This is a genomic window from Rathayibacter sp. AY1A4 (assembly GCF_002930955.1).
Lineage (GTDB): Bacteria > Actinomycetota > Actinomycetes > Actinomycetales > Microbacteriaceae > Rathayibacter.
Genome location: NZ_PSTN01000035.1, coordinates 1 through 25,360, shown reverse-complemented (window position 1 = coordinate 25,360; position 25,360 = coordinate 1). Strand labels below are relative to the sequence as shown.

The window sequence follows — 25,360 nt, the reverse complement described above, 5'->3', positions numbered from 1 at the left end:
ACGGCGTCGGCGGAGGCGCACAAGCCCGCCCCCGACCTCAGGACACCGTGAACCCTCAGGACACCGCGAAAGCCCCCGCCTTCCCCTGGATCGGCCTGCTCACGCTCGCCGGCGCCGTCTTCGTCTCCGTGACGAGCGAGTTCCTCCCGACCGGGCTCATCCCCGACATGTCGCGCGACCTCGGCGTGAGCATCTCGCTCACCGGCCAGCTCGTCACGATCTTCGCCGCGACCGTCGTCGTCGCGACGACTCCGCTGACCCTCGTGACCCAGCGCTTCTCGCGCAAGAGCCTCCTCCTCGTGGCGCTGTGCACCATCGCGGTCGCCAACGTCCTCGCCGCGCTCGCCCCCACCTTCGGGCTGCTCATCGGCGCCCGCATCCTCGGCGGGCTCGCCCACGGCCTCTTCTGGGCGATCGTCGCCGCCTACTCCGCGCACCTCGTCGCTCCGGAGCAGCTCGGCCGCGCGACTGCGATCACGGCGGGCGGCGGATCCGCGGCCTTCGTCCTCGGCGTCCCCCTGGGCACGGCGCTCGGGCACGCGTTCGGCTGGCGGCCCACCTTCGCGATCCTCGGCGGCGTCGTGCTCGTGCTCGCGCTGATCGTGGTGAAGTTCCTGCCCGCGGTCGACCACCACATCCCGCTGCGGACCGGCGAGATCCGCCTGCCGGCGCGGAAGGACCGGACGCTCCCCCGCATCATCGGCGTCTGCGTCGTCATCCTGCTGGTGCTGATCGGCCAGAACACCCTCTCGACCTACATCACGCCCTGGCTCGAGAACGCCTCCTTCGCCCCCGACACGGTGCCGCTCGTGCTCTTCGCGTTCGGCGGCGCAGGGGCGGTCGGACTCGTCCTGGCCGGCTTCGCGACAGACCGGTTCCCCCGCTCGGGTTTCGTCGTCGCCGCGATCGCGGTCGTGCTGGCGCTCGCGGGCCTGGCCGTCGCCGCGGGCACCGGCGCCGCCACGGCCGTGGTCGTCGCCGCGGTGATCTGGAACATCGCGTTCGGCGGCATCCCGGCGATGCTGCAGACCCGGATGCTGCGCACTTCCTCCTTCCAGCTGCGGAGCCTCGCCGCGGCGCTCCAGACGACGGCGTTCAACATCGGCATCGGCGGCGGCGCGGTCGTCGGCGGACTGGCGATCGACGCGAGCGGGCTCGACGTGCTGCCGTGGGTCGCGATCGTCATCGTCGCTGTGGGGCTCGTCGTCAGCCTGATCGTCGACGCCCGGGCGACGGCGGCGGTGCGGGCGGAGGCGGTTCCTACTCGCTGATCGCGTCCACAACGGCCTCCAGCTTCGTGAACACGGCGGTGTTCCTGCGCTGTCAGCACGGCAGCCTTCTTCGGTCGTGAGCACGGCAGGCTTCCTCAGTCGTGGACACGGCGGCCTCCGGCTTCGTGAACACGGCGGCGTTCCGCCGAGGCGAACACCGGGATGTCGTCCGCACGACCGACGCGGCGCCGCGGGGAGCAGGGGATACGGTCGAGGGATGAGAGACGGAACCCGATGAGCCCGAGCACCCTCGAGCCGCCGCTGACCCTCCCCTACTACGGGGCTCCGCCGATGGCGGCGCTCCGCCGCTTCTTCGGCAACTACCTCCGCTTCCGCGGGAGGGCGAGCCGGGCCGAGTACTGGTGGATCATCCTCCTCGGCAGCGTCCTCACCGCGCTGCTGCAGCTGGCCGACGGCGGTCCGTGGCGCCTCGACTTCACGCTGACGCCGTACCCGAGCGGCGCGCCGTTCCAGACCTTCTGGGTGTCGCTCGCCGCGAGCGCGATCGCCCTGGCGACGTTCCTCCCGTCGCTCTCGCTGATCTGGCGACGACTGCACGACGTGAACCGCAGCGGGCTCTGGATCCTCGCGATCCTCGTGCCGATCGCCGGCTACGTGTTCCTGCTGATCCTGTTCGTGCTGCCGCCGCGGCCGGAGGGCGCGCGGTTCGACTGAGCGGCGGACGCGTCGGCGGTGGAGTGCCGGACCCGGCCGACGAGTCGGCAGCCGGCAGACCGGCCGGCGCCTCGACGGGCGCACCAGGCCGCCACCTGTAAGCGCTGGCGCATTGGATGGAAACCTCCGCGGGTCGCCTGATACCGTGCTGCGCAGGTCATGGTCTCCGCGCGCATGTCTGGGCGTGAGCGCTAGGAATCCGGCCGCACACCTCGGCCCATTCGACGAGAACTCGAGATACTGCACAGCAGTCCTCTTCGCCGGAGACGGTGGAGGAAACCTCCGGACCTCACGAGTCGACGGACGGCCTGGACGCCCTTTGTAAAGGCGCAGCGGGGCCGTGGGAGCCCCCCCGCCTCATCCGGGTCGGCTCGGGGCTCCAGGAGCCTCACCGCGAGCCGGTCGGTCGCAACGACCGCCCTCGAAGACGCGCCGAATCAAGTGACCGTTGGGCACTCGGCTTCACTGCTCTCCCTCAGGGAGCGGAAGGGTGACGTCGACGGCGCGCAACTCCGTCATGTTCGAGCGCTCGACCGCCCGGTAGACCGCCGAGCGCGTCGCCCCGAACTGCTCCGAGAGCTCGGCCACGATGTAGTTGCCCTAGCGGCACTCCGCCACCAGGTGCGCCTCGATCTTCGGGGAGCGCTTCGGCTGGCGGCCGCGCAGGCGCCCCTTCGCCTTCGCGATCCGCATCCCCTCGCGCGTGCGCGACCGGATCAGGTCGCCCTCGAACTCCTCGAGCATCGCCGGCACGTTGAACAGCAGCCGGCCCATCGGGTCGTTCGGGTCGTGCAGCGACCCGCCGATATCCAGTCGTACTCCCCTGTGCTCGAGCTCGTCCACGACGTCGCGTGCGTCGGTGATCGAGCGGGTGAGCCGGTCGAGCTTCGTCACGGACAGAGTCGAGCCGGCAGGGCCTCGTGCAGCGCGGGCCGCTCGCGGTTGCTGCCGGTGAGGCCGACGTCGACGTAGATCCGCTCCGCCGGCACACCGGCCGCGAGCAGCGCGTCGCGCTGCGCCTGCGCGTCCTGCTTATCCGTCGAGACGCGGGCGCCTCCGACAATCTCATGACGTCCGCCTACAACCACCAACCGGGCCTCACGCCGACCGCCCCTCGGTGGGCCTCGAGCTGATGGCGGTCAAGATCGCGCTGAACCTCGCATCATTCGCGGCCTTCATGCCGAAGAACGAACGGTCACCGTAGGGGGCGAGCACGACCGATCCGCCCTCCTCGAGGACGACCTCGATCGCCCGCCGGATGAAGAGCCGGTCGAGCAGCGGAGTCGGCCGGACGGACGCGACCCGCGGCCACGGGAAGGTGACCCGGCGCGCATTCGACTGCGACAGGATGCTCAGTCCGGTCTCGTCCAGGTGAACGACCGGGTAGGACCCCATGCTGACGTCCGGGTCCAAGCCCCTCACCAGCGACCGCAGGTGCTGGTGGTAGACGCACGCGAATGCCTCCCCCGAGGTCCCGGGATCAAGTTCGGCCACTCTCCGCGCGGATCGTCCGGCTGACGCCCTCGCCCAGAGGAAGAGCCCCACCGCCAGAACCACTAGAGCCCCATCGATGACAGCGACCACCGCCTGAGACCCCTCTCGGCCGAGGGCGAAGAAGTGCTGCGCCACGACGGCGCCGACCGCGAGTACGAGCGGAAGCCAACGGACCCTGAGAGCAGGAACCGCAGAGCCGACCGCGGCGCCGGTCGTCATCTCCCGGTTCCGCGCTAAGCGCCTGCGCATCCTCGCAACCTTCCCGTCGAGAGGAGGCTCACCCGCTTCCTTCAGGATCACACCGGTCCGCGAATCGACCATCGGCAGGTCAGGCAGCCCGAACCCCAAGGTCGTGTAACCGGCGTTCCTCTCGGCCCTGATCCTCCGCGAAGCAAGTAGGGAGCAGATCAAGCTCCAGAAGCACGCGATCAAGAAGATTCCCAGCGGCACCATAAGAGGCGCACGTGACTCCGGCGGAACGAAGGAACCCACAGTGAAGGTCACCGTGAACATGACCGCCATAAGGACGTACAGCCATCCAATATGAAGAAGGCGGGTGCGTGCTGACCACCCGGGCAGCACCTCCACCTTCCCCGCCCCCAGCGCCGGCTCCTTTTCGTCTCCCGATATCACGCTCCCTCCGTCGGCAGCGCTAGGGCGACGTCGACCGCGCCGGCGGCTCGCGCGTCCGCGCGCTGCACCGCCCGATAGACCGTCGACCGCGCGACCGTGAACTCTGCCGCGAGTTCGGCGACGGTGTAGTTCCCGGCGCGATGCTCTGCGACCAGATGCGCCTCGATCTTCGGCGACAGCTTCGGCTGCCGCCCGCGCAGCCGCCCCTTGGCCTTCGCGACCTTCATCCCCTCACGAGTGCGGGCACGAATCAGATCCCCCTCGAACTCCGCGACCATCGCGAGCACGTTGAACAGCAGCCGGCCGATCGGATCCTCCGAATCATGGACCGATCCCCCGATGCTGAGCTTCACCCCGCGGCGGGTCAGCTCATCAACGATGTCCCGAGCGTCTGTGATCAACCGCGCGGGCCGGTCGAGCTTCGTCACGAGCAGAGTCGATCCGGCGTCGCACGCCGCCAGCGCCTCCCGCAGCGCGGGACGCTCGCGGTTCCGGCCCGTCAGACCGGAGTCGACGTAGATCCGATCGGATGGAACGCCGGCCGCACGGAGTGCGTCGCGCTGCGCGGTCGCATCTTGCTTGTCGGTTGAGACGCGGGCGTATCCCACGAGAGCTGCCATGCGCTCAGTGTGTCGGTTGACGCCCCGTCGTCGGGCATTTCACCGGGCGGGTCTATTGCGACAAATCACGTCGCAGAAATCCGGTGGCGCACACGACCGTCTCAGGCGGCCGGATGACGACCCTGTTACGGGACAGGACCGGCGACCACTGTCTGGACGCTCGAACAGCCCGATCAGATGAGCCAGCGGCGGGTCAGCGCCGACGAAACGCCTTGAAGAGCGCGAAAGCGAGAACCCCGCCACCGATCACCAGCACCAGCCATTGGCGGTCCGGCGGCGGCGTAAGTGTGCACACCCCAGTCCCGTCGACGTAATCGGTGCAGGAACCCGTCTGGACGGTGATCAGCAGCAGGAACATCGCCGCGACGGCGAACAACGCGACGTTGACCCAACCCCATCGAACCGTGCGCTTCGTCCGCTCGCTCATGACGCGACACTAGACGGGTGTGCGGCAACAACCTAGAGGGGGCCATGGACCGGTGAACGATTCCCATACGAGACACCGCTTCGTACGCACCGTACGATCTGCTCATGTCTCTTCGCGCGGCACTCGCGCCGTTTTTCGCTGTGAGTGACACCGGTGACGGTGCACTCCTCTTGCGTCCCCATGCGCCCGGCGGGCGGGCGATGTTGCTCGTGCTCAGTGGTGAAGCTGAAGGTCGTCTCAACGCGAAGGAAGCGCCGGAAGTGGTCGCGGCGCGTATCGCTCTGGCGATCCAATCTGCTCGAGGGAGAGAGCGGTTCCTCATCTTTGAAGGCGACCTCTTGACGCCGTCTTTGAGTTCCACGGCTGTGATCCGTGACCATGCTCCGAGCGAGGCCTCGCCGGGCGACGGAACCTGGAATCTCTATTCGCGGTAGGCCGTCAGCGATTGAATGTGTGCTCTACCCAGAACGCTGACAGACGCCGATCCGGGCGCCCCGCTAACCATCGCTCACCGGAACGCTGGGCTCGAGTCGCGATGGCGCCTTTTGGGCCGGCGGCGATGTCATTCTTCCTGCGTTGTCGGGAGGATGATCGTCAGGGTGTCCCCAACGAAGCGCCGTCTGCGGATCTCGAACGTGCAGTTCGTGTTCGCGATCGCCTGCTGTCTCGTCATGCTCGTGCTTGCACTTCTGGACGGCAACTTTCAGTGGGCCCTGCTCGTCCTGGCGGGTGCAGCCATCGGCATCGTCTACAACTTCTGGGGCACCGAGTCGGCGCCCCGAGCCGTGACCGACTCGCGCTCTCGCGAGTACTCGATCAACGTTCCCGCTCGTCGCCTCGAACGGGACCGGCCGCATGCAGCCCTGGTCACGAAGGGACCCTACAGCGGTGAGTACGCGATCATCTCTCGTGACGACGACTGCTGGTCTGTCATCGTCGCGCCGCGAAAGCTGATCGCCCGACGTCCGAGCGCCGGCTTCTATGACCTCTCCGATACTGCCCTCGACGACCTGCTCCACGATCTAGGTGCAGCCGTCATCCGGTCGGGTTTCTACGCCGACCAAGTGCTCGATGGGTTCGGACTCTGACCCTCTGCAGCACGAGGACCCCGTAGTTCTCGTACCAGCGTTCTGTTCGACGGGAACACCGTCCCGCATGGGAATCCCCAAACGGGACTGGCTGACGCATCCTCAACGCCCTGCCGGTTTCACGTCGAGTTATCTCGCTTGAGTTTGATTTGGAACCAACTCGATCGAGCGGACACTTCTAGGCATGGGTGTGGAATGGGAGACGGATCGCGAGGTCTGGCGGCGCGCGACGGGGGCTGATCCGCGGGCATTCACGCTGATCTTCGACCGGTATCACTTGCGCATTCGGGCCTACTGCCGTCAACTGCTCGGGGAGTCCGTCGACGCGGAGGATGCCGCGGCCGTCGTGTTCCTTGAGGCGTGGCGTAAGCGCGCTGACGTCCGCTTCGTCAACGACTCGCTCGCCGCGTGGCTGCTCGTCGTCGCCCTGAACGTCACCCGGAACATCGGTCGCGGTCGACGCCGATACGAGCGGATGCTGCGCACTCTTCCACCTCCTGTCAGCGCGCCCGATCCAGCAGTGACGGTGGCAGCCGCAGCAGCATCCGCCGAACGCAGCCGCACCATCCGAGCTGCACTGACGATGCTGCGGCCGGCGGATCAGCAGATCCTCGCGCTCTGCGTCATTGAGCAGCTCACCCTCGAGGAAGCAGCCGCCGTGCTGCGCATTCCGGTCGGGACGGTGAAGTCCCGACTGTCTCGCGCCCGAGGTCGCCTACGCGATGAGTTCACCCGCAGGCGGACACTCCCCCACACCTTCCGACCCGCGGAGTACTGACATGACAGCACCAGAGCACGACCGCACCCTCGCCCTCCGAACGGTGATCGCGCAGGCCGCAGAGAATGACCCAGGCAGCGGGCGCCACCGACGTCACCGGATCGCGATCGCCGCGGTTCCCGCGGCAGTCATCCTCGCCGCGGTCTCGGGTGGACTCTTCTTCGCCCAAGCGCCGGTGTCCGATGCCATGACGGTCGCTTGCTTCGCGCGAGCAGAACGCAATGGGTCCGAGTTCCCCGGCACCACAGGAGCCCTCGCAACACCTGACGGAATACCCGGTAGCGCTGATCAGGTGCCGATCCCGGACGCGATCGCGTTCTGCTCCGACCTGTGGAGGCAGGGCGCACTTGACGTCGGCACGGCGAACGGCTCACCAGTCGACCTTCGACCAGGACCGATTCCTTCCGAACTGACCGTCTGCGTCATGCCCGACGGCATTGCAGCTGTCATTCCCGGTACCTCCGACGTCTGCGGGCAGCTCGGCCTCGCCAACCGCGTCAAGTGACTACCAGCGCACCCGATGAACCATCCCAAAACGGGATGCGCCCGGAACGGCCGAAGCCGCTCACCTCATGCCATAACCTCGTGCCATGCGCACCCTTGAGCGGCTACTGCTAGCGGCGCTCACCACTGCTGCCTGCGCTCTTGTGGCGATGATCACCCTCCTGGGGTTGGCATCTCTCGATTTCCCTCGAGACACGATCCCGCCCTACGACCCCACCCCATCGATCCATCCGACCGCTCGTCCGATATCTCAGAAGATCGATAGCTGACCGGTCAACGATCCCCATCGGACGCTCGGTCAGGGATCGCCTTCGGGACGTGATCCGCCCCGACCGGTGATGCGGTTCACTGTGGACATGAATCAACGTCGCCTCGTGGTCCTTGCTTGCGCAGCAGCGCTCGTGATCACAGCAGGAGGTGCAGCTGCCCTCCTGCTGACCGCGCAGAGCTCGCTACCACCCGCCGGCTCCGCGCGCTCCACGCTCACGGCTCTCGAGCCGGGCGTTCTGACCGGGGATGTCGAAGCGATCCGTGCTGCCGCTGGCGCGACGTCGGAGGAACAGGCTTCCGGGATCCTCGATTCCTGTGCTGACGTATCAGCGACGGATACGCAGTTCGACGTGTTCGATGAGCTCGTGCCGACCTCTGCCCACGCTTACCTCGCCGGCGCATCCCGCTCTGGAGCCGCCGCGCGCAGTGCGTGCGAAGTGTGGATCAGCTGGGATGGCGAAGCATGGGTCGCCAGCTCGAAGCACACCATCGCGTCTCCGACACCTCTCCCCACGAGCTGACCGGACCTGTCGCGCTGCGGGAGGCTCAGCAAGCATCGGCGCCCTAAGCGACCGGTGATCAATCCCCTTACGGGACGCCTCTTGACGCAGACGTCGCGCAGATGGGTCACTGACGTCGCGGCAACCGCGACTGTCCTCGACCGAGTGCTCGCGGTGACGCGTACAGCGACAAGTGGGGAGCTGCTCTTCGATGTCGACTCGCTGGCAGACGAGCTCTAAGCCGCGGGTTGGATTCGCGCCGTCAACGGCGGAAGATGGCGCTGTCGATCGTCATTCATCCCAGCAAGCTCATCCGGCTCTAGTCGAAAAGGGTCTTTCGGACGTCCTTCACGAGGTTCTCGACTGCAAGCTCAGGCAGCGCTCGGCCGAGAAGGTCGCCCCGCCTGATGACGATCATGGGTACGACGACCTCTCCAGTCGGCCCCTGAGCAACGAGCTCGATCACGCGGTAGATCCGGGCCCCGTCCTGCAGCAGACCAGGCCGAACCGCCATAACGCGCTCTCTCCGCAGGACAATCACGGCGCGAGGACGAGAGGCACCCATGAAGAAGCGGACCGTCGAGCTCTGATCGATGGCCATCGTCGCGGAAACCCCTGGGATGATCCGGCTCCGCATCCCGAGGTCGCGAGCCGCAACAGCGAGGGACGTCTTGGTCACGATGGGAACGAGCAATGATCCCGGACGCCTGCGGAGGATCTCGCTCTCGCGTTGCACAGTCCGTCGAGAGACGACCGATCCGCCCACTGCGATGATCGCCATCGCCCCGACGATCCCGCCGATCATCGCCAGCCACGTGCTGCCGGCTCGGGAACTGTGGGTCAGCGCATAGGCATTGACGATCAGCCCCACGACGACGACGAGGAGCGGCAGGAGGAGGACCCGCGGCCTGCCCTCAGGAGGTCGGCGCGTCAATCGATACTCCTTCAAGATCGGCAGCACTGGTCAGACGATGCGATGTCCGTCACGGCCGGAGGGGAAGAACGAGTGAATCGCGGATCGACTCTAAACCGACCCGGCAGGTGATCTAAGCCGCCCCGCTGCGCGATCCGCTGGCTGGCCCCGCGCCATCGTCGCAGCGCTTCATGCCAGGGCCACTGCGGCGTCCTGCGATCGGCGAGGATCCGTGGCGTGAGATCAGTATCGACGGCGAGCACTACGTACTTCTGCGGAGCGCCTTCTGGGCCGAAACGTCGGTAGTCAGTGGGGTCTACGGCTGCGCGGAGCGGGCCTGGGAAGCGGCACGGGCCATGGCGGACGCACCGCCCCGACCTGATCGGTGGGTTCTTGAGACGTGGAGCGGCGGTGAGCTGCGCAGCAGCGTCCAGCTCGACTGACGCTCGGGCAACGCGCCGGGGGCTCTACTGTGGCGGTGCGGTCGAGAAGTGGGGACTTCGCTGACGCCGCACGCGACAGACCGGCGGGGGCCGCCGGTGTCGCCCTGCTCTCGGCCGCGACGCACAGCGCGGCAGAGAGCAGCACCCGCCGGCTCACCGGCCCGCTGAACGACCCCTACCGGACGCCCCGCCTACCGTTGAACGATCCCCTATCAAAACGGCCTCGAGCACCCCGAGAGATGGGTAACGCGGGTAGCGACGGCTGCACTTTCGGGTCGTCGACACCCTCGGGAGCTCAGTAGGCGTTCCAGGTCGATGTCAACGCCAGAAGGACTGTCTTGTCCTCGCTGTCGGGATTCTGATCGAGCCAGGCGCGTAGACACCTCACGATCGCGTCGTAGTAAAACCCCTCGGGGTTGCCCCCTTCAGATGAGAGAACGATGGCATCGGCCGGCCAATCAGACTCCCTGGCGCCTCGTGAGCGCACCCGATAATCGCGCCCCTCCGCTCTGACGGTGGTCTCGAAGAAGTCCTCGCGCAGGTCCCATGCCGCTGAGTCGTGAGAGAAACCGGAAGCTGCCCAGAGGTGACGAACCCAGTCGTCCCATAGCCCGACATCATCAGGAACACCGTTGCGGCGAACGTCACGTTGCATGCTGAGCAGCAACGTCTCCGTGTCCAAGCCGGCGTAGCCGATCGTCTCCGCCGTGAAGCTTGCAAGAGCGCGGTCTGCGACCTCAGTGGAGTACAGCAAGCTCGTGCGCGAGTCCTCGGTCATGGCCACAGCCTGCACCGCGAGCCGCAGCCCGTCCACAACCGTGAACCGAGACGGCGACCCGTAGCCGCCGGGCCCTGCGCGCTGGCGTCGGCGCAGCCTTGACCGCTGAACGATCCGCTTACGGGATGGCGCACTCACAGGAGTAGATGATGCGAGGAGTGCCCGAATCCAGGTCACTTCGGGCCGGTACGGTGACCGCATGGACGACGACCACGAACGTCAGAACCTTGAGACGCTGACCGAGATCGTCAGCGCCTACATCACAGTCATCGAGAACCCCGAGAAGCTGTTGCGGGTGTGCGCGCACGTCTCGGGAGGTCGCGACGACGAGAGGGCAGCCGTCGCCGCAGAGTTCGAGGTCAGCGACGTGGTGGCCGATGCGATCCTTGACTTGCAAGTGAGGCGCTTCACGCCGAGGTCGGTCGAGCAGATGCGGAACGAGCTGGCCGACTACGACCGTCGACTGGCCGAAATCGACCGCCCGTAGGACGATCCCCACACGGGACGGCGGGGTCTCGAGTGAGATACTCTGCGGTAGCTTCGCGACCGGGGGTGGTCATGGTGGAAGTACTCAAGGGCTTAAGCCTGCTCGCGTCGGGTGTCGTGATCGCCTTAATCTGCTCGGTGTTGGGGTTTCAGGCCGGCGTTCGTGCGGACCTGAATCAGACCGGGGGCCAGCTCAGCCCGGTCCTGCTCGTGGGCTTTCTGGTCGGACTCGTCGTGTCAGCCGTTGGCGCGATCGTGCTCTACCGGTGCTACGAACGAGCCCGCGGCGTTCGATAGCTGTTAGCCGAAGGCTGCGAACTCCTTTCTTGGGCCCGGATGAGCGACCAAGTTCCACGTGACCGGTCCTCGATCCTCAATGGAACGGCCTCGGCGGGTTCTAGGGTTCGAGCATGAACACGATGCCTTCCCACGACCGGGAGGTCGATCCGTTTCGAGCCCAGCTCGACGCGCGATGGAGCACCTACCTGGACACTCGCGCATCAGCCGTCGATCACGGGGAATAGATGTCGGAGGCGATGAGCTCCTACCGAGACGAGATTGTGCACTTCGGTGCGCAGCTCCTCAACGACGTCGCGATCCGGGAGTGAAACGTGGAGCGCGCATGCGTGGCATTCGCCAGGTACGTTGCGGCCGCGGCTGCGTACGACCGGGATCCCGCCGCCTGGGAGTCTGCGGTCCGGCACCAGGATGACGTCCCCTCCGAAGGCGCCGGCGATCGGGCCGACCGCCTTCCAGAGGAACTTCCTTGATCGGTGACCGCTCAGCGATCCCCATACGGGCCGCCACCCCGCCGGACACCATTGGCCGCGGAGGCCTGCAGTTAGGCTCCGACAATGGCGATGCTTCCCTAAGGGAGCCTGGTCGCGGTTACGGCGTCCGCAGGCGGTACGCGGGTGTGGGATGGGGATCTTGCTCCTACAGCCTTGTGTAGCGAGTCCGTCGACCCGCACGACGATCGTCTTGCTGGGCGTCCCGCGCGGGGGCGGACGCGGATGATCGTGGCAGGGTTGCAGTTCGGGAGGGTCCGAGATGACGAAGTACGACCGATACGAAGTCGGGGCCCTTGTGGACCTGCTTCCGGGCTGGTCCGGTCAGAGTCGTTTTCTCCACGGGCTGTACGCGATGGCGAGCATGTTGATTTTCGGGGCCCTCCTGCTCGTTGCGATAGCAACCTTCACTTTCGAGAAAGACGGCTCGTTCTCGCAGCCCGGCATCGTCGCACTCAGCCTGCTCGTAGGGATGCTGATCAGCCTTGCGTGGTCGTTGATCGCAATCTGGATGCTTCCCTACAGAGCGGAGGACGAGGAACGCGCCGGCTACACCACTCTCCGCTTCCGCAGGACGCGATTGCCGCTCGTCGATCACAGGACGGGCGCGATCATGCGGCCAGCTGGTGCGGGCCGGCTCGATCATCGGGAAGCAAGAGCCGTCCGCCGAGCAATCCGCGCCGCGGTGGATCAACGGAGCGCTCAAGGCGCTGGTCTCGTCCATGACCGATGCGACAACGGCCTCGCGCAAACCCGGGGTCACCGCAGCTCGTCGCTGGCCGACGCGCTCGCGGACGTTCAGCAGGTCCGGGCATTCCGCGTCAGAGCCGCACTACTCGGTCTACCGGTTGTCCTGATCGGCATGGAACTCGTCCTGCTGACGCGGCGCAGCGGAGGTGAGCCACTGGTGGCCGCGCTGTGGGCGCTGGGGATCGCGATGCTTGTCGTCCTTCTGATGGTCTGGATGTTCTCGGGCCTCGCGCGGCGAGTGGAGCGCCGGATGGCCGTGCTGAGGCAGAACGAGCCGACTAGCGACATCTTCGCTGTCTCGTCTGCCGCCCCTGGACTCAAGCAGTGGATCGAGAAGAAGGACGCGATACTCGCGGTCGGCAACTACCTGGTCGTCGTGGCGGACGAAACCGGTCTGTGGTTCCTCTCCGCGCAGTCTGACCGGCGCGCAGGAGTGACGTGGCCTGACGTCGAGGAAGTATCGGTCGTCCGCGTATCAGAGCGGTTTTTCCACCGTCGAGCTCTTCGCGTGAGCACCGCGGACGGATCGATCGACCTCGCACCCTACGGCCGGCAAGGCGCTTTCGGGCTACGGCCCGCGAGCGACGAAACCGCCGCGTCCTTGCTCGTATCGCTGCGGGACCGAGCCCGAGCAACCGGCGTCGGTGTCGGCTGACAACGGCTCCTGCCGTACCGCTGAACGATCCCCTTACGGAACACATGATCGTGGAGTGCTGAACGTTCTGATTCATGGCGTGTTCACCGACGTGCCGGATCCTGATGTCCATGGATGCACGAGAACTGGCATGGGGCATTCTGGCGTGGCCTGCCGTTGCGGTCCTTGCGCTGCTGCGAACTGTGGGCAGCTGGGATGTATCGGGCGGGTCCGCAGCAGGGCTCATCGCGGGCACGGCAGCTGCGTTCGCTGTAGCGGGCGCTCTCCTGTGGCTTCCCTCGAGTCTCTGGCTCGACCGGCGGACACGCCGCTTCCCTCGTGTCGGGCAGGCGGCCGCGTTCCTGGGTCTGGGACTCGTGATCGGCGCCGCCGCCTCCACCGCGCTGGTACTCGCGTCGGGAAACGCGACCTGGCCCTCCTCCGCGGGCGTCATCACGGAATATGCAGTCACGGCAGGAATCGCTTCCCTCCTCGGCTGGCTCCTCGCCGCTACCCTTCGTGCGAAGAAGCTGCCGATCGTTCAGACGGCGACGGATCGCGTGAACCGCTGAATGATCCGGGTCGTCGATCGATCAGCGTGCCAGCAGCAGTCCGGCCAAGCCGATGACGACCGGCACCACGGCAAAGGCCAGGAAGAGGTAGGAGAGCACGAGTCCCACCGTCGACTCCCAGCGAGGACCGACGTGTCGTCGCGCCTGATGACCGACGAGGACGCCGGCCAGCGGGAGAAGGTACTGCAGCGTGGTCGCGACTCCGATGACGAGGGGATCGCCCACCCACAGGTGGGCCACCGCCAGGTATCCGACGGCGTAGGACACGACGGCGAGAACGCCCAGCACGAACGCAGCCCGCGTCCACCCTCGTCCGCTCCGCCGCGCGGTACCCGTCTCCTTCATCACACTCATACCTCCACTGTACGAATCGCTCCTCGCGCACGCCCGCCCCTCGGAGCATGTGCCGGTCCTTCGCCCGACGTCTCGTTCGGTGACACGACCACGCCTCGGCGAGCTGCTGTCCAGCGTCAGCCGGCGAGCCGGCGTCCACAACGAGGACGCGACTCGGATTCGGAACATGTCCGATGGCTGCCTCGATAGCCTCAGCGCATGAAGATCCGAGCCGGTTCGCCTGACGATCGCGGGCCCTGCATCGACCTCTGGCTGGAGGCACTCAGAGCACGAGACGGATGCAGTCAGGACGACGCGGTCGCCGAGAGGGCTCGAGCGAAGTTCCACCGGCCTCTCGTTCGGTTCGCCGTCATCGGCTCGGATCCCCTCGGGTTCGCTCTCACCGTCGACACGGGCGATGGTCCGGGCCGACACAGTGCGCTGCTCGAACTGCTCGCCGTCGCACCGAGCGAGACAGGGCACGGGCTCGGCCGGATGCTGCTCGACGACGCGATCCAGACCGCTGCTCAGCTCGGCTACCTCGTCCTGAAGCTGCACGTCCGCGCCGGAAACGATCGGGCAGAAAGCCTCTACAAGGCGTCCGGCTTCGAGCCTCACGGGGATCCCGCGCCGCATCCGCTCGGTGGTCATGCGATGATCGCGTACGCGCGGACGCTGGCTCACGTCAGCAATTGAGAACAACCGGTCACCGATCCCCGTGCGGGGTACCTCCCGCGACCGGATCGCACGCGCACACAAGGCTCGTCGAGCGGTCGGGACGTGGAATCCTCGTCCCATGATCGTGAGCGACGGACAGGCCTGCGCCCCAGGGGACCTCGACGTGCTCACCGACCGACTCCGGCTGTGCCGGCCCGCCGAAACCGACCTCGACGAGCTGTCCCGCCTCTACACCGATCCGCGGATCGCGGAAGAAGATTCACTCCTCCTCCATCTCTCCGCCGATCAGACCCGGGCCGTCATCGCGTACCGGAGAACCCAGTGGACACAAGACGGACTCAGCAGCTGGGTGATCCGCCGGCGCGAATCCCCCACCGTCAACCATGATCTGATCGGGATGGGCGGATGCACCCTCCTCTCCGATGCGGCCTGGAACGTGGCGTTCACCCTCCACCCCGACCACTGGGGAAAGGGCTACGCGCAGGAAGTCGCCCTCACCGGCATCGAACTCGCCCATTCACTCCGACCGGAGCTGCCCGTCACCGCGGTCGTCGCAGAACGCAACGCACGCTCCCGCCGCACCATCGAGCAACTCGGCCTCCAGCGGAGGTGGGAAGGTCCGGATGCGCACAGCACGGACCCGACCGCTCGGGTTGTCCTCTACGCTGACCGCCAGCTCTCCGCCGAACAGGTCCGCCGACTCACCAGCTGAACCCGGCCGCAGCGCGGCCTCATCAGCCGGCCAGGGATCCGTTACGGAACCGTCGATGGTAACGAGGCAATGAGTGAACATGTTTCTGCGTCAAAACAATGGATCTGTCGCAGTGGAGCATCCGCATACGTGTCAGTTCTCGAGGTACTCCGCACAGATCTTCAATGTCGTCTGCACAACTACCGGAGCCGTCATTCAGAGCGTACGCCGGCCTCGGCGAGCTGCGTCTAGGTGCTCTTGCGTCCGAGGACGCGGAGGCCGTCCGGTCGTACCTCACCGGTGGGTGAGACGTGGCGGTAGAGCGTCTGGCGGGAGATGCCGCGTTCTTTGCAGAGGGCGCCGATGTTCGTTTCCGGCTTGCCCATCGACGCCATGGCGAGTCGCACCTTGGCGGGCGTCATGGTGAACGGGCGCCCGCCGACCCGACCGCGTGCTCGAGCGGACGCGAGGCCGGCCATGGTTCGTTCGGAGATGAGCTCGCGCTCGAACTCGGCGAGGGCTGCGAAGATCCCGAAGACCAGCTTGCCGGCGGCGGTGGTTGTGTCAATCGCCGCGCCCTGACCCGTGAGCACTTTCAGCCCGATGCCGCGCGCGGTGAGGTCATGGACCGTGTTCACGAGGTGGTGAAGGTCGCGTCCTAGCCGGTCGAGCTTCCACACCACGAGCGTGTCCCCCTCGCGCAGTGCCTTCAGGCACGACAGCAGGCCCGGCCGATCATCCTTCCGGCCGGACGCGAGATCGGAGTACAGCTGAGCGTCGTCGACGCCGGCCGCGAGTAGCGCATCGCGCTGCGGAATCGGTGGTCTGCGTTCCGTCGGTCTTCGAGACGCGCATGTAGCCGACGAGCATCGCTGACCCCGGTCACTTATACGGCCGAATACGTGACATTGACTTGGCAGAATGGCGCGCCGGGTGGAGTTATCACGTAACTTGTCACTCATTCTAGGTGTCGTGAACGGCTGGAACTAGGTTCCGTGACGACGGGTAGTCGCGTATGCAGCCTGGGTGCACCGGCGAGAGCGTCGTACGGTGGGCGCATGCACGCGCGACCCGACCCTGGCCGTGAAAGGCGACTCCTCTGGCGGGGTTTGCTCGCTCTTGCAGCCGCTGTGATCCCGCTCTCCGGTTGTGCCGGTGACATGCCCGGGCCGTCGCCAACCTCGCCCATTGTCGCGGCAGCACGGCAGGACACGCGTCCGCTGTTCGAGGAGGCGATGGCGGTGGACGCCGTGCCGGGCGTGCGAGAGGTGGCACGGGCGACGGAGGACTGGTGCTTCGGAGAGGGAGGATCCGATCAGATCGGCGAGTCGGGGTCAGCGATCACGACGGTCTGCCGACTCGACGGAGGAATCGTCTACGCGGTGGACGGCACCGATCAGCTCGCAGCGGCCGAAGCCGTCGATCGATTCCTCGCGACCAACGGAATCCACGACACAGGAGTGAGAGTCGTTGATTCCCTGGTCGGCATCGACCTACTGCAGAGCGGTGACGTCTCCGGTGGTGGTGGTCGCGGGCTTCCCGGTGGAGGTGCCAACGGAATGGCTACCGTCCGGTGGACTCTCGTCGCCGCCTCCAGACTGCAGGTCGATGGCCTCCCGCTCCCTCAGGGATTCAACCGTCAGTCCTACGAAGGGTCGATCACCGAGTCGACTCCAGCGGATGTGCGCGCAACGGATGCCTCTTTCGCCCTGACCGTCGATTTCGGTTGGCGGTATTTCGCGGGTACCGGCGAGGGGTCCCATTCCTCACCCTGACGGCATCGCCGTGACCGTCTGGCACCACCCCGACGTCGGAAGCTAAGAACCCGGACTGCAAAAATACGACTCGTCCCAATCGGCGTGCATTCACCCTCCTCGCCGGCCCCACGCTAGCGCTGGCCGGCCGTCCCGTATGGGGATCCCCTTACGGGACCGCTCCTCAAGTCCGCTCGTCGCGCGACTAACGGGTGGGGGTCGTCAAGCGGATACCGATGAGTACGAGCCCCGCCGCCACCGCCGCTGCACCGAAGGCGACGGCGGCGGTGGCGCCCACTGAGCCTGAGGTGAACGCGCCGATGAAAGTCATTGCCGCCCCCACGATCAGAAGGACGGCCGTGTACGCGTTGCCGAGCGTGCGATTGGTCATTCCCGGAATGTAGCGCCAAGTGTTGGCGCACGAGTGCAGTGGACTCACTCGGTGACTCATAGTGCGAGCGTTGGAGTATGGTTCGGATCATGGTCGGCGAGATGCGAGAGACGACGTTCTGGATCTTGACCACGTTGGCGACAGGTCGGCGCCACGGTTACGCGCTCCTCCAGGAGATCGAGGAGCAGTCCGAGGATCGCGTGCGCCTTCGAGTGACGACGCTCTACGCCGCACTCGAACGGCTCGACTCAGAGGGGCTCATCTCCTCCGATGGAGATGAGCGGATCAACGGTCGAGTCCGTCGCTACTTCCGACTGACCGACGCCGGCCGTACTGCGCTCGGTGTCGAGGTCGACCGCATGGAAGCCAGCGCGCGCCGAGCACGGGCGAACCTCGGCCTCGTTCCCGCCGCAGCGATCCGACCTGGCCACGCCCCTGATTGGAGAACGGCATGACGACGAACGATGACGCCTACCGAGCCGACCGCTTCCGACGCGCGTTGCGCTGGTACCCGCCCGTATGGAGGGCGGAGCACGGTGAGGTGCTGCTCGGCATCCTGTTGGACGAAGCCGACGACGCAGGCCGGTCCCGCCCCACGCTCGGACAGCGAGTCACTTTGATGGTCGGTGGGGTGCGTCACCACTTCCGTTCGCACGCTGGCCGATCGCCGGCCGCGATCATTCCGCTCGCTCTCGCCACGGCGTTCTTCATCTTCTATTTCACGATCAACTGGTCACCGGGGATCAACTATCCCGGTGCGATCGGACCGTTCACCAATCCCTCCGTCTTTGCGGGAGCCGCTTTCGTTGTCGCGCTCGGGCTCGCGGTGGCCGGACGAACAGGTGCCGCCCGCGGCATGGCACTGGCGGCTTCTGCCGCGGAACTGATCATCGCTTTCGTTTCGGCGTCCGCTGGGTGGCTTGGTCCCGGCCTCTCGACAGCGGCGCCTATCGCAGCGCTCGGCCTGCTCACAGCGCTCCCCTGGCGCGGGCGAGTCACCGCCGCGGTTTCGACGCTCGTACTCATCGGTCTGCCTGTCCTGCTGATCGGGATTGAGGTGCTCGGAGCAGTGCTCTTCCCGATGTATCCAGCGCTGCCGGCTGGACTGCAGCTCCCCATCGTGTGCGGCGTGCTGCTGGCGATCGGACTCGCCGCGAGCCGAGCAGCGCGACTCGAAAGGAAACTGCCTGGCGCCCTCGGCGCCTGACGTGCCGAACTCGGGCTTCATCATTCGCGAGCGGTTCCGTAGCCGAGGTCCCGGAGTGGGACAGAACATCAACTGGTCGATCATCTGTAACAGCAGCTCGGCTGGGGACATGTCCCAGGTATGAGCCCACCACAGTCCGCTCGCGAGGCGAGCTTCTCCGAGCTGTACGAACGCGAGTACGTCAGCGTCGTCAGATTCCTGAGGCGTCGCACTGACCCCGAGCGTGCCGCCGACCTCGCGCACGAGGCGTTCCTGATCGCCTGGCGCCGCCACGACACCGCGCCGTCGGAGGACGAGCCCGCGCGGGCGTGGCTGTTCACCATCGCCCGGAATTGCCTCCTCAACGACCTTCGCGGCCAGCAGCGCTCCGCCGCGCTCGCGATCCGGGTCGCCGCTCACACCGACGCGGCCGCGCGGTCACCGGAGGACGCGATCGCGACCCGGCTCGACCTCTACCAGGCGTGGCAGCAACTCAAACCGCAGCACCAGGAAGCGATCGCGCTGACGGCCTGGGAAGGACTCGACTCCCCGTCCGCGGCCGGAGTGCTCGGCATCACCGCCGTCGCCTTCCGGCTCCGACTTCACCGAGCACGCACCGCGCTGCGGGCACTGCTCGATCCCCCTTCGCATCAGCACCACGCGCCCGCCTTGGAGGCATCATGACCACGCCCGAACTCCTCGCCACGAAAGACCTCGACCCGGCCGCCCAGTACGAGCTCGACGGCCCGGCTCGCGAGGCCGCCGAAGCGCGGCTCCAGATGATCCTCCACAGCGACCCGGTCGCCGCTCGAGAGCCCGCCGCTCGGCGTCCTCGGGGATGGCAGTTCATCCTTCCCGCAGGACTCGCGGCCGCAGCGCTGGGGGTCGCTCTCGCCGTCCTGCCGTCCGGTGTCGACTCCCGCGCGTACGCCTCATGGACGTCGACCGCGGAGGTTGCCAGCGCCTCCGACCTGACCGTCGCCGGCGCGGCGTGTGCAGCTGGTGACACGGAGCAGCTCGGGCAGCCGGCGATAGGGGAACGGCGCGGCGACTGGGTCCTGCTCTCCTACACGACCCCCAGCCAGCGGGCGTGCCTCATCGAGATCCCGGCCGGGACGAGCACTGCCGGGAGGGCGCTCATCAGTTCCACCGGAAGCGAGGGCGGGTTCACTCCGCTCGCTGACGAATACACGCAGGGAGGCATCAGCCAGTTCACCGGCGAGAACCTTCCGCCCGCCGTCTTCACCAGCGGCGACGTCGGCTCGGACGTGACCGGACTCACCATCCGCACCAACGACGGCACGAGCGTCCTCGCCACGATCACAGACGGCCACTGGGCAGCCTGGTGGCCCGGAACCGGCCTCACCGAGGGAGGCGAGACGGGCCGCAGCGGACCCGAGCCGACCTTCACCGTCACACTCACCCTCCGCAACGGAAGCACCATCACCGACGCCAGAGAATCCTTCAACCAACCCACCCGGTAGACGATCATCCCTAGCGTTACAGGAGAAGGCGCCAACGCTGCCCACCAAGAAAGGAGTGGGGACATTGCTTACCCTGAGCCGATGGGGGCATTCTCGAGGGCGCGAAGCACGGTCGTAGTCGCAGCATGCCTGATCGTCATCACGGGATGCACGCCACAGCCCACGCCGCCGGCTCGGGTGACGCCCACGGATGGCAGCTCCGACGCTGCGCTCACCGGCGACCTTGGCGTGGCAACGTTCACGGGGAGCGATGGGACGGCCAGCGTCATTCGCTTGAGTGCGGCAGACGGTCGGCTGGCCCTCGCGTCAGAGGCGCTCGCGATCCCCGCCGCAACAGAATCCTCTTCCGGTTTCGTCGCGGTCATGGGGGCGCTGGATCCGATCAATGAGGGTGCCACCTGTTTCAACGTTGATTTCCCGATGCGCCTCGCGGACGCGGAGTCGGGAAAGCCCTACAAGGCGTGGCGGAACCTCGCCGAGTTCCGCGGCGACCCGACAGCGATCGATCAGCTCGTCCTCACGACCCGACCGCAGAACGACCCGGACTGCTCGACGGAAATCATCGCCATCGCTGACATCCAGTGGAGTGTGGAGCCCCAACGCAGCACCCTCGTCGCCCGGGACACCGGCCCGCGCGCAGCAGCACGTGGCGAGACCAAAACGACGAACGGAGTACCAACGTCATACAGCGTCGCTCGCAACGACCTCGCAGAGGACGTCGCGGCACGATTCGGCATGACGGACGATGACCTGTTTTACCTCAACCCGTTCCGCTTCCCCTCGAACGAGATATTGCGCGTAGGGGAAGAGCTGAACCTCACCGTCACTGCACGATGAGCCACGTCCTTCCCGCTACCAACGAGGACCCCTGATCGTGACCAACACTCCCGCTTCAGCAACTCCGACGACCTCGACTACAGCACCCGAAACTTCACTGGACAGCCTCATCACCTGGTCGGGCGTGGGACTCGCCACCGCGATAGCAGCCCTGATTCTCATGCTCAGCAGCTTCATGATCGCAACGGGCGTGACCGATTCGGACCCGTCTGAGGGAGTTTTCGGAATCGCGTTCGGTGCGATCGGCGTCGGGACGTGGATCGCCCTCGCCGCTGTCGCCGCTCACATAGTGGCCCGGAGACATCCGCGTCGCCGCGTCCCGCTCGCCTTGATTCCTGCCGCAGCGAGCCTCGCCTGGTGTGGACTGGCCATCTCCCTGTTCTCCTTCTTGATCATGGACGTCCTCGGCCCTCTGTCGATGACCTGGTTGTCCTCCATCGACTACCTCCTACTCGCGCTCCACGCCGTCCTTCTGACCGCAGGCACCATCCCGACAGGGCTCGGGTTCCTCGTGACCGGCATCGTTCTCCGAAGGATCCGTTCCCGCCGCAAGCGGGCTGCGCTCGAGCTCGGGCCATCCCGGTGAACGACCCTGTTACGGGACAGGACCGGCGACCACTGTCTGGACGCTCGAACAGCCCGATCAGATGAGCCAGCGGCGGGTCAGCGCCGACGAAACGCCTTGAAGAGCGCGAAAGCGAGAACCCCGCCACCGATCACCAGCACCAGCCATTGGCGGTCCGGCGGCGGCGTAAGTGTGCACACCCCAGTCCCGTCGACGTAATCGGTGCAGGAACCCGTCTGGACGGTGATCAGCAGCAGGAACATCGCCGCGACGGCGAACAACGCGACGTTGACCCAACCCCATCGAACCGTGCGCTTCGTCCGCTCGCTCATGACGCGACACTAGACGGGTGTGCGGCAACAACCTAGAGGGAGCCATGGACCGGTGAACGATTCCCTTACGGGACGATGCGCAACGTCACTGCGTGACAGAGTTGAGCCGTGGAGCGCTGGCTGAACGACGAGATGCGATTGAGCGCGCCGTCGACGGTCAGGGCGGTCGACGACGATCCCACGCTCCGACCGCTCATCGAACGCGGGTTCACTCGTTCAGGTGACTCGGTTGTACTTCGGTCCTACGCCGCCTCTCGCCTCCGGACGGCTCCGCCGTCCGATGCTTGGGGAGTGGAGTGGTGGGTGAATAGCATCCACTTACGCTCGAACCTTCCGGCCGCCAACGTATCGTGGCGGGAGCAGGTGGTCGCACAAGGATTGTTCCTGATCGAAGGGCTGCTCCCCCGAATGGTTCGACTCTCGTCGGGCCGTGCGGCTCAAGCCGTCCTGTCGCTTCAGTCGTCGCCAATCTTTGTCGACCCCGAAGCCGACTTCGCATCAGGGTCTGTCCATTTCACGCTCGTCCGCAGCGCAGTGGAAGACGCTCGAGCAGTGGAAGACGCTCGAGCAGTTCAAACGCGGTCGATACAGCCCGTCATGGTTGTCACCCTCGACTCGATCGACACCTCGACTAGAGACAGCGACGCCTCCTGACGCGGGCCCAGGATCGGAATCCTTCGCCTACTGGGCGGACCGGCCTGCCCCTGCGACCGAAGCGCTGAACGATCCCAATCCGGGACGCGAAGCGCGGCTGCGATGATCACTCTATGCATCGAACAGTAGGCAGAGTGGTCAGCCGGTGACCCCACCGCAATCAGACGCGAGAACGGTTCGCGCGAGGATCCGTCTCCGTCCAACCAGCGACGGCGGCCGAAAGGCGCCCATCGGTCTCGACGGAAGGTATCGACCACATGTCGTCGTCGTCGGCGGCGACGGAACGCATCTCGGCGTGATCGTGCGCAGCAGCGAGTCTACTGAAGTCGATCCCGGCGAGACGAGCGAAGTGACCCTTCAGCTTCTGTACGACATCGACTACAGCTCCCTCAGCGCCGGAGCGGCCTTCACTATCGTTGAAGGCCCCAAAGCCATAGGTGACGGACAAGTCCTCTAAAACAGTCGCCTCGGTGGGCCGCCATGCTCTGAAGACACGATCGAGCGCGTCGCTCGGAGAACTGCGCCGCAGCGTCCGCTGCGATGCTCGGCCGCACCGCGTGACGACCCGGTGATCGATCCTCTTCCGGGACGGTGACAACGGATCTATGCGGCGGTGATCAGCTCGCCAGGCGCACCGAGAGACGCGAGGTCGACATCGCCCCGTGTCGCCAGAAGCTCGCCGCTGATCCCGTCGTATACGGCGGTGAAGACGTCCACTCGATGGAGGTCGAAGCCGTAGGGCACGTCCGTTTTTTCCGCAGGTGCGTGCACGGTTAGTGCCCAGACCGGCTCGTCCGGTGCGACCCAGTAGTGGTCCGCGAGAGCGGGCTCGTACGCGGCGAGTTCCTTGTACGTGGTTCTGACTGCGTAGATCGGGTACTGCTTCTTCTCCTCCGCGCCGAGCGTCGAGAGGCGGGTCCCGAGACCGTTGGCCAGATCGAGCGCCGGGTTCGTCAGCTGCTGGACGTCGATCATCGGCCCCTCAGAGGCGGCGGTGGCGATGGGGGTGCCCGGCGGGCCTTCCGTCGGAACGGTGGGTGTCAGGGCCTCCGTCATCTCCGTTGGTTCGGCAGGCGTCTCGGTGGGTATGGGGGTCGTGCTGGCGGTGGCGTCGATGGTGACGGGGCCGGAGCGGATACGCATCGCCGTGGTGGTCTGCGTGAGGCTGACATCCTCGGCGCCCAGCGTGCCCACCAGCCACTGCTCTCGTTCGCCGGCCACGTCGAGGCAGCCGACGTAGGTCGTCGCGGGGCCTTCGGTGACGACCCATACGGACGGCTGCAGGCCGGCGGACTGGAGGTCGTAGGTCAGCGTGTTGCACGGCCCGTCGACGTTGAGCTTCGACTGGCCGTCAATGCCGATGATGCGAAGGCTGACCGGGTGATCGAGCAGCCATCCGCCTGATCCTTGATCACCGATGACCGAGGTGGTCTCGTAGACGGGCTTGGTCGCGTCTTCGGCACTGAGCAGTTCACCCCGCACCTGCGACGTCAACGAAGAGCCGGGACTCGTGGCACTCGTCGCGCATCCGCTGAGGACGAGCGCCACGCAGAGGCCGAAGATGCTGCGCGTGAGAGTTCTCGCGCGTCTGATGGTCACTGGTCCACTCCCGTCTGGGTCGCGGGCGGGTTGGTGCAGTCGACCGTGGAGGTCAGTCCCGTGAAGATCCGGATCTGCCCGTCTTCCTGGCAGACCTGACTTCCTGCGAGGGAGTACTGAGCGGCGTCCGTCCCGTCTGCGGTCCCACCGTCGGCACCCGACCCGGTGAGCGCGGCGCATGCCGCGGCGAGCGACGCGGTAGACCGCTCGGCGGGCGTCCGGATCTCGCCCGACAGGGCGACGCCCTGCCCGTCCTGCTCCCAGCAGGTGACGGACGCTGCGACCGGAGTGCCGCGATCCGTCGTCACCGCCGTGAGGACTCCCGCGCTGAGGACCGCGCCGGCGACCCCGGCGATCGTCACCGCCACAGCCTGGACGAGACGTCGGCGGCGGCGGATCCGTTGCGCGAGTCGCGCGCTGATGCGCTCGAGCTGCTCGTCGCTCAGGTCACGACTGTCCATGGTCCTCTGTCCGTTCCGTCAGGGCTCTCGTCACCGATGCCCGCACCCGGGAGAGACGGTTGCGGACCGTCCCGTGGGACAGGCCGAGTGAGCGCGCGGCATCGCTGTAGCTGAGGTCGTCCTCGACGCACGCCGTCCAGATCGCCCGGTCCGTCGCGCTCATCTGCTCGACCAGACGCCGCACGTCCAGCAGCCGGTCACTCGTCTCAGCGTCGACGCCGGGAGACGCGGTGTCGTCGGAGAGGGGCTGGTGGCGTCGGCGCTGCTCGCGGCGGTTGGTCGAGGAGCTGAGGTTGCGCGCCGTCACCAGCAGCCAGGGCAGCACCGACTCCCCCACGATGCGCACGCTCGAGCGGCGCTGCCACAGGAGGAAGAAGGTCTCCTGGACGACGTCCTCCGCGTGGCCGGCGTCCGCGAGGAAGCTTCCCGCGGCCCTGTAGACCGCGCGCGCGTGCGTCCGGAAGAGAACATCCAGTGCCGACGGGTCATCGCCGCGAAGACGATCCACCAGCGTCGCCTCAGCAGCACCGACCATCCGACATCACCCCCTCAGTAGTGAATGCCCTCAGAGCACGGATTCGTCTCAGGCGTCACGAACGAACTTTGCCGGTCCGACAGTGCCTCTGTGAGCTATCCCCATATGGGACGAGCCGCCGCCGTGGCCGGTGTAGAAGTCACGCCGACCTCAGGAAGCGTTGATGTCCCCGTGGATCGTCAGGAACCAGGCCGTGTCGCCGTCCGCGTTTGACGCGGTGGCCTCGACAGTCGAAA

General features: G+C 66.6%; 33 protein-coding genes and 2 pseudogenes. 21 read left to right on the top strand and 14 right to left on the bottom strand.

Features of this window, described 5'->3' with window-relative positions:
* Positions 1–47 precede the first annotated feature (47 nt).
* Positions 48–1,271 (top strand): MFS transporter, encoded by a 1,224-nt coding sequence (locus C5B92_RS15545; RefSeq protein ID WP_104226411.1) that lies wholly within the window; start codon positions 48–50, stop codon positions 1,269–1,271.
* A gap of 234 nt (positions 1,272–1,505) precedes the next feature.
* The gene (locus C5B92_RS15540; RefSeq protein WP_181028856.1) at positions 1,506–1,946 is read left to right on the top strand and encodes a DUF805 domain-containing protein; all 441 of its coding nucleotides are present in this window, start codon (positions 1,506–1,508) and stop codon (positions 1,944–1,946) included.
* 462 nt (positions 1,947–2,408) lie between these two features.
* On the opposite strand, the gene C5B92_RS17745 is transcribed toward C5B92_RS15540, so the two are convergent.
* From C5B92_RS17745 to C5B92_RS15520, 5 genes and pseudogenes are all read right to left on the bottom strand, one after another.
* Entirely contained in the window at positions 2,409–2,534 is a 126-nt protein-coding gene (locus C5B92_RS17745) for a hypothetical protein (RefSeq protein WP_258061582.1), read from the bottom strand.
* Positions 2,535–2,546: 12 nt separating this feature from the next.
* A pseudogene (locus C5B92_RS15535) lies at positions 2,547–3,034 on the bottom strand (recombinase family protein).
* A 10-nt stretch (positions 3,035–3,044) separates the two neighbouring features.
* Complete coding sequence (locus tag C5B92_RS15530) at positions 3,045–4,073, bottom strand: hypothetical protein (RefSeq protein ID WP_104256533.1); 1,029 nt, start codon at positions 4,071–4,073, stop codon at positions 3,045–3,047.
* The gene (locus C5B92_RS15525) at positions 4,070–4,693 is read right to left on the bottom strand and encodes a recombinase family protein (RefSeq protein ID WP_104256532.1); all 624 of its coding nucleotides are present in this window, start codon (positions 4,691–4,693) and stop codon (positions 4,070–4,072) included. Before C5B92_RS15525 ends, C5B92_RS15530 begins: the two co-directional genes overlap by 4 nt.
* Before the next feature lie 193 nt (positions 4,694–4,886).
* The gene (locus C5B92_RS15520) at positions 4,887–5,120 is read right to left on the bottom strand and encodes a hypothetical protein (RefSeq protein ID WP_104256516.1); all 234 of its coding nucleotides are present in this window, start codon (positions 5,118–5,120) and stop codon (positions 4,887–4,889) included.
* Between the two features lie 104 nt (positions 5,121–5,224).
* Between C5B92_RS15520 and C5B92_RS17055 the strand changes: the two genes are divergently transcribed.
* The 5 genes from C5B92_RS17055 (at position 5,225) to C5B92_RS17045 (ending at position 8,281) form a co-directional block, all read left to right on the top strand.
* Entirely contained in the window at positions 5,225–5,554 is a 330-nt protein-coding gene (locus C5B92_RS17055) for a hypothetical protein (protein ID WP_146079367.1), read from the top strand.
* A gap of 201 nt (positions 5,555–5,755) precedes the next feature.
* A complete protein-coding gene (locus tag C5B92_RS15515; protein ID WP_104256531.1) occupies positions 5,756–6,208 on the top strand; it encodes a hypothetical protein in 453 nt (150 codons plus the stop codon).
* A gap of 184 nt (positions 6,209–6,392) precedes the next feature.
* Positions 6,393–6,986, top strand: coding sequence for an RNA polymerase sigma factor (locus C5B92_RS15510; RefSeq protein WP_104256530.1), 594 nt, complete (start codon positions 6,393–6,395; stop codon positions 6,984–6,986).
* 1 nt (position 6,987) lies between these two features.
* Positions 6,988–7,491, top strand: coding sequence for a hypothetical protein (locus tag C5B92_RS17050; RefSeq protein ID WP_146079366.1), 504 nt, complete (start codon positions 6,988–6,990; stop codon positions 7,489–7,491).
* Positions 7,492–7,846: 355 nt separating this feature from the next.
* Entirely contained in the window at positions 7,847–8,281 is a 435-nt protein-coding gene (locus C5B92_RS17045) for a hypothetical protein (RefSeq protein ID WP_146079365.1), read from the top strand.
* A 298-nt stretch (positions 8,282–8,579) separates the two neighbouring features.
* Here the strand turns inward: C5B92_RS17045 and C5B92_RS15505 are convergent, their stop codons facing one another.
* Both C5B92_RS15505 and C5B92_RS15500 read right to left on the bottom strand, forming a co-directional pair.
* On the bottom strand, positions 8,580–9,221 hold the full coding sequence (locus C5B92_RS15505) for a hypothetical protein (protein WP_104256529.1): 642 nt from the start codon (positions 9,219–9,221) through the stop codon (positions 8,580–8,582).
* 690 nt (positions 9,222–9,911) lie between these two features.
* The gene (locus C5B92_RS15500) at positions 9,912–10,394 is read right to left on the bottom strand and encodes a hypothetical protein (protein WP_146079364.1); all 483 of its coding nucleotides are present in this window, start codon (positions 10,392–10,394) and stop codon (positions 9,912–9,914) included.
* Between the two features lie 199 nt (positions 10,395–10,593).
* Here C5B92_RS15500 and C5B92_RS15495 point away from each other — a divergent pair, with 199 nt between their 5' ends.
* From C5B92_RS15495 to C5B92_RS15480, 4 genes are all read left to right on the top strand, one after another.
* Positions 10,594–10,881: a hypothetical protein gene (locus tag C5B92_RS15495; protein WP_104256527.1), complete on the top strand. Its 288-nt coding sequence runs from the start codon at positions 10,594–10,596 to the stop codon at positions 10,879–10,881.
* Positions 10,882–10,952: 71 nt separating this feature from the next.
* On the top strand, positions 10,953–11,177 hold the full coding sequence (locus tag C5B92_RS15490) for a hypothetical protein (RefSeq protein WP_146079363.1): 225 nt from the start codon (positions 10,953–10,955) through the stop codon (positions 11,175–11,177).
* A 753-nt stretch (positions 11,178–11,930) separates the two neighbouring features.
* Positions 11,931–13,073 carry a hypothetical protein gene (locus tag C5B92_RS15485; RefSeq protein WP_104256525.1) on the top strand — a complete coding sequence of 381 codons (1,143 nt, stop codon included), beginning with the start codon at positions 11,931–11,933 and terminating at the stop codon, positions 13,071–13,073.
* Positions 13,074–13,183: 110 nt separating this feature from the next.
* The gene (locus tag C5B92_RS15480; RefSeq protein WP_146079362.1) at positions 13,184–13,624 is read left to right on the top strand and encodes a hypothetical protein; all 441 of its coding nucleotides are present in this window, start codon (positions 13,184–13,186) and stop codon (positions 13,622–13,624) included.
* A gap of 21 nt (positions 13,625–13,645) precedes the next feature.
* On the opposite strand, the gene C5B92_RS15475 is transcribed toward C5B92_RS15480, so the two are convergent.
* The gene (locus C5B92_RS15475) at positions 13,646–13,978 is read right to left on the bottom strand and encodes a hypothetical protein (RefSeq protein WP_104226378.1); all 333 of its coding nucleotides are present in this window, start codon (positions 13,976–13,978) and stop codon (positions 13,646–13,648) included.
* 198 nt (positions 13,979–14,176) lie between these two features.
* Here C5B92_RS15475 and C5B92_RS15470 point away from each other — a divergent pair, with 198 nt between their 5' ends.
* Complete coding sequence (locus C5B92_RS15470; RefSeq protein ID WP_104256523.1) at positions 14,177–14,653, top strand: GNAT family N-acetyltransferase; 477 nt, start codon at positions 14,177–14,179, stop codon at positions 14,651–14,653.
* A 100-nt stretch (positions 14,654–14,753) separates the two neighbouring features.
* The gene (locus C5B92_RS15465) at positions 14,754–15,347 is read left to right on the top strand and encodes a GNAT family N-acetyltransferase (RefSeq protein WP_104256522.1); all 594 of its coding nucleotides are present in this window, start codon (positions 14,754–14,756) and stop codon (positions 15,345–15,347) included.
* Between the two features lie 227 nt (positions 15,348–15,574).
* On the opposite strand, the pseudogene C5B92_RS15460 reads toward C5B92_RS15465, so the two are convergent.
* Positions 15,575–16,196 (bottom strand): annotated as a pseudogene (locus C5B92_RS15460) (recombinase family protein).
* Between the two features lie 188 nt (positions 16,197–16,384).
* Here C5B92_RS15460 and C5B92_RS15455 point away from each other — a divergent pair.
* Entirely contained in the window at positions 16,385–17,101 is a 717-nt protein-coding gene (locus C5B92_RS15455) for a hypothetical protein (RefSeq protein WP_146079361.1), read from the top strand.
* 184 nt (positions 17,102–17,285) lie between these two features.
* Here the strand turns inward: C5B92_RS15455 and C5B92_RS15450 are convergent, their stop codons facing one another.
* Entirely contained in the window at positions 17,286–17,471 is a 186-nt protein-coding gene (locus C5B92_RS15450) for a hypothetical protein (protein WP_104234402.1), read from the bottom strand.
* Between the two features lie 89 nt (positions 17,472–17,560).
* Between C5B92_RS15450 and C5B92_RS15445 the strand changes: the two genes are divergently transcribed.
* The 6 genes from C5B92_RS15445 to C5B92_RS15420 all read left to right on the top strand — a co-directional run bounded on the left by C5B92_RS15445 (position 17,561) and on the right by C5B92_RS15420 (position 21,564).
* Positions 17,561–17,926, top strand: coding sequence for a PadR family transcriptional regulator (locus C5B92_RS15445; RefSeq protein ID WP_219814274.1), 366 nt, complete (start codon positions 17,561–17,563; stop codon positions 17,924–17,926).
* Positions 17,923–18,678 carry a hypothetical protein gene (locus C5B92_RS15440; protein WP_104234401.1) on the top strand — a complete coding sequence of 252 codons (756 nt, stop codon included), beginning with the start codon at positions 17,923–17,925 and terminating at the stop codon, positions 18,676–18,678. The genes C5B92_RS15445 and C5B92_RS15440 overlap by 4 nt, the downstream gene beginning before the upstream one ends.
* Positions 18,679–18,798: 120 nt before the next feature.
* Positions 18,799–19,341, top strand: coding sequence for an RNA polymerase sigma factor (locus C5B92_RS15435; RefSeq protein WP_104256519.1), 543 nt, complete (start codon positions 18,799–18,801; stop codon positions 19,339–19,341).
* On the top strand, positions 19,338–20,141 hold the full coding sequence (locus C5B92_RS15430) for a hypothetical protein (RefSeq protein WP_104234399.1): 804 nt from the start codon (positions 19,338–19,340) through the stop codon (positions 20,139–20,141). The genes C5B92_RS15435 and C5B92_RS15430 overlap by 4 nt, the downstream gene beginning before the upstream one ends.
* A gap of 81 nt (positions 20,142–20,222) precedes the next feature.
* A complete protein-coding gene (locus C5B92_RS15425) occupies positions 20,223–20,978 on the top strand; it encodes a hypothetical protein (RefSeq protein ID WP_146079360.1) in 756 nt (251 codons plus the stop codon).
* A gap of 37 nt (positions 20,979–21,015) precedes the next feature.
* Positions 21,016–21,564 carry a hypothetical protein gene (locus C5B92_RS15420; protein ID WP_146079359.1) on the top strand — a complete coding sequence of 183 codons (549 nt, stop codon included), beginning with the start codon at positions 21,016–21,018 and terminating at the stop codon, positions 21,562–21,564.
* Positions 21,565–21,641: 77 nt separating this feature from the next.
* Here C5B92_RS15420 and C5B92_RS15415 read toward each other — a convergent pair whose 3' ends face one another.
* The gene (locus C5B92_RS15415; RefSeq protein WP_104256516.1) at positions 21,642–21,875 is read right to left on the bottom strand and encodes a hypothetical protein; all 234 of its coding nucleotides are present in this window, start codon (positions 21,873–21,875) and stop codon (positions 21,642–21,644) included.
* A 108-nt stretch (positions 21,876–21,983) separates the two neighbouring features.
* On the opposite strand from C5B92_RS15415, the gene C5B92_RS17040 reads away from it, so the two are divergent.
* Positions 21,984–22,529 carry a hypothetical protein gene (locus tag C5B92_RS17040; RefSeq protein WP_146079358.1) on the top strand — a complete coding sequence of 182 codons (546 nt, stop codon included), beginning with the start codon at positions 21,984–21,986 and terminating at the stop codon, positions 22,527–22,529.
* 603 nt (positions 22,530–23,132) lie between these two features.
* On the opposite strand, the gene C5B92_RS15410 is transcribed toward C5B92_RS17040, so the two are convergent.
* From C5B92_RS15410 to C5B92_RS15400, 3 genes are read right to left on the bottom strand one after another with little or no spacing between them, the layout of a single operon-like run.
* Complete coding sequence (locus C5B92_RS15410; RefSeq protein ID WP_104350561.1) at positions 23,133–24,128, bottom strand: hypothetical protein; 996 nt, start codon at positions 24,126–24,128, stop codon at positions 23,133–23,135.
* Complete coding sequence (locus C5B92_RS15405) at positions 24,125–24,589, bottom strand: hypothetical protein (RefSeq protein WP_104256514.1); 465 nt, start codon at positions 24,587–24,589, stop codon at positions 24,125–24,127. The genes C5B92_RS15410 and C5B92_RS15405 overlap by 4 nt, the downstream gene beginning before the upstream one ends.
* Positions 24,576–25,097, bottom strand: a complete 522-nt coding sequence (locus C5B92_RS15400) for an RNA polymerase sigma factor (RefSeq protein WP_181028855.1) — start codon at positions 25,095–25,097, stop codon at positions 24,576–24,578. The genes C5B92_RS15405 and C5B92_RS15400 overlap by 14 nt, the downstream gene beginning before the upstream one ends.
* Between the last annotated feature and the right edge of the window lie 263 nt (positions 25,098–25,360).

Coding starts and splice junctions, on each gene's coding strand:
- C5B92_RS15540 (WP_181028856.1), top strand. CDS start 1,506: ATGAGCCCGAGCACCCTCGAGCCGCCGCTGACCCTCCCCTACTACGGG.
- C5B92_RS15525 (WP_104256532.1), bottom strand. CDS start 4,693: ATGGCAGCTCTCGTGGGATACGCCCGCGTCTCAACCGACAAGCAAGAT.
- C5B92_RS15520 (WP_104256516.1), bottom strand. CDS start 5,120: ATGAGCGAGCGGACGAAGCGCACGGTTCGATGGGGTTGGGTCAACGTC.
- C5B92_RS17055 (WP_146079367.1), top strand. CDS start 5,225: ATGTCTCTTCGCGCGGCACTCGCGCCGTTTTTCGCTGTGAGTGACACC.
- C5B92_RS15510 (WP_104256530.1), top strand. CDS start 6,393: ATGGGTGTGGAATGGGAGACGGATCGCGAGGTCTGGCGGCGCGCGACG.
- C5B92_RS17050 (WP_146079366.1), top strand. CDS start 6,988: ATGACAGCACCAGAGCACGACCGCACCCTCGCCCTCCGAACGGTGATC.
- C5B92_RS17045 (WP_146079365.1), top strand. CDS start 7,847: ATGAATCAACGTCGCCTCGTGGTCCTTGCTTGCGCAGCAGCGCTCGTG.
- C5B92_RS15500 (WP_146079364.1), bottom strand. CDS start 10,394: ATGACCGAGGACTCGCGCACGAGCTTGCTGTACTCCACTGAGGTCGCA.
- C5B92_RS15495 (WP_104256527.1), top strand. CDS start 10,594: ATGGACGACGACCACGAACGTCAGAACCTTGAGACGCTGACCGAGATC.
- C5B92_RS15490 (WP_146079363.1), top strand. CDS start 10,953: ATGGTGGAAGTACTCAAGGGCTTAAGCCTGCTCGCGTCGGGTGTCGTG.
- C5B92_RS15485 (WP_104256525.1), top strand. CDS start 11,931: ATGACGAAGTACGACCGATACGAAGTCGGGGCCCTTGTGGACCTGCTT.
- C5B92_RS15480 (WP_146079362.1), top strand. CDS start 13,184: ATGGATGCACGAGAACTGGCATGGGGCATTCTGGCGTGGCCTGCCGTT.
- C5B92_RS15475 (WP_104226378.1), bottom strand. CDS start 13,978: ATGAGTGTGATGAAGGAGACGGGTACCGCGCGGCGGAGCGGACGAGGG.
- C5B92_RS15470 (WP_104256523.1), top strand. CDS start 14,177: ATGAAGATCCGAGCCGGTTCGCCTGACGATCGCGGGCCCTGCATCGAC.
- C5B92_RS15465 (WP_104256522.1), top strand. CDS start 14,754: ATGATCGTGAGCGACGGACAGGCCTGCGCCCCAGGGGACCTCGACGTG.
- C5B92_RS15455 (WP_146079361.1), top strand. CDS start 16,385: ATGCACGCGCGACCCGACCCTGGCCGTGAAAGGCGACTCCTCTGGCGG.
- C5B92_RS15450 (WP_104234402.1), bottom strand. CDS start 17,471: ATGACCAATCGCACGCTCGGCAACGCGTACACGGCCGTCCTTCTGATC.
- C5B92_RS15445 (WP_219814274.1), top strand. CDS start 17,561: ATGGTCGGCGAGATGCGAGAGACGACGTTCTGGATCTTGACCACGTTG.
- C5B92_RS15440 (WP_104234401.1), top strand. CDS start 17,923: ATGACGACGAACGATGACGCCTACCGAGCCGACCGCTTCCGACGCGCG.
- C5B92_RS15435 (WP_104256519.1), top strand. CDS start 18,799: ATGAGCCCACCACAGTCCGCTCGCGAGGCGAGCTTCTCCGAGCTGTAC.
- C5B92_RS15430 (WP_104234399.1), top strand. CDS start 19,338: ATGACCACGCCCGAACTCCTCGCCACGAAAGACCTCGACCCGGCCGCC.
- C5B92_RS15425 (WP_146079360.1), top strand. CDS start 20,223: ATGGGGGCATTCTCGAGGGCGCGAAGCACGGTCGTAGTCGCAGCATGC.
- C5B92_RS15415 (WP_104256516.1), bottom strand. CDS start 21,875: ATGAGCGAGCGGACGAAGCGCACGGTTCGATGGGGTTGGGTCAACGTC.
- C5B92_RS15405 (WP_104256514.1), bottom strand. CDS start 24,589: ATGGACAGTCGTGACCTGAGCGACGAGCAGCTCGAGCGCATCAGCGCG.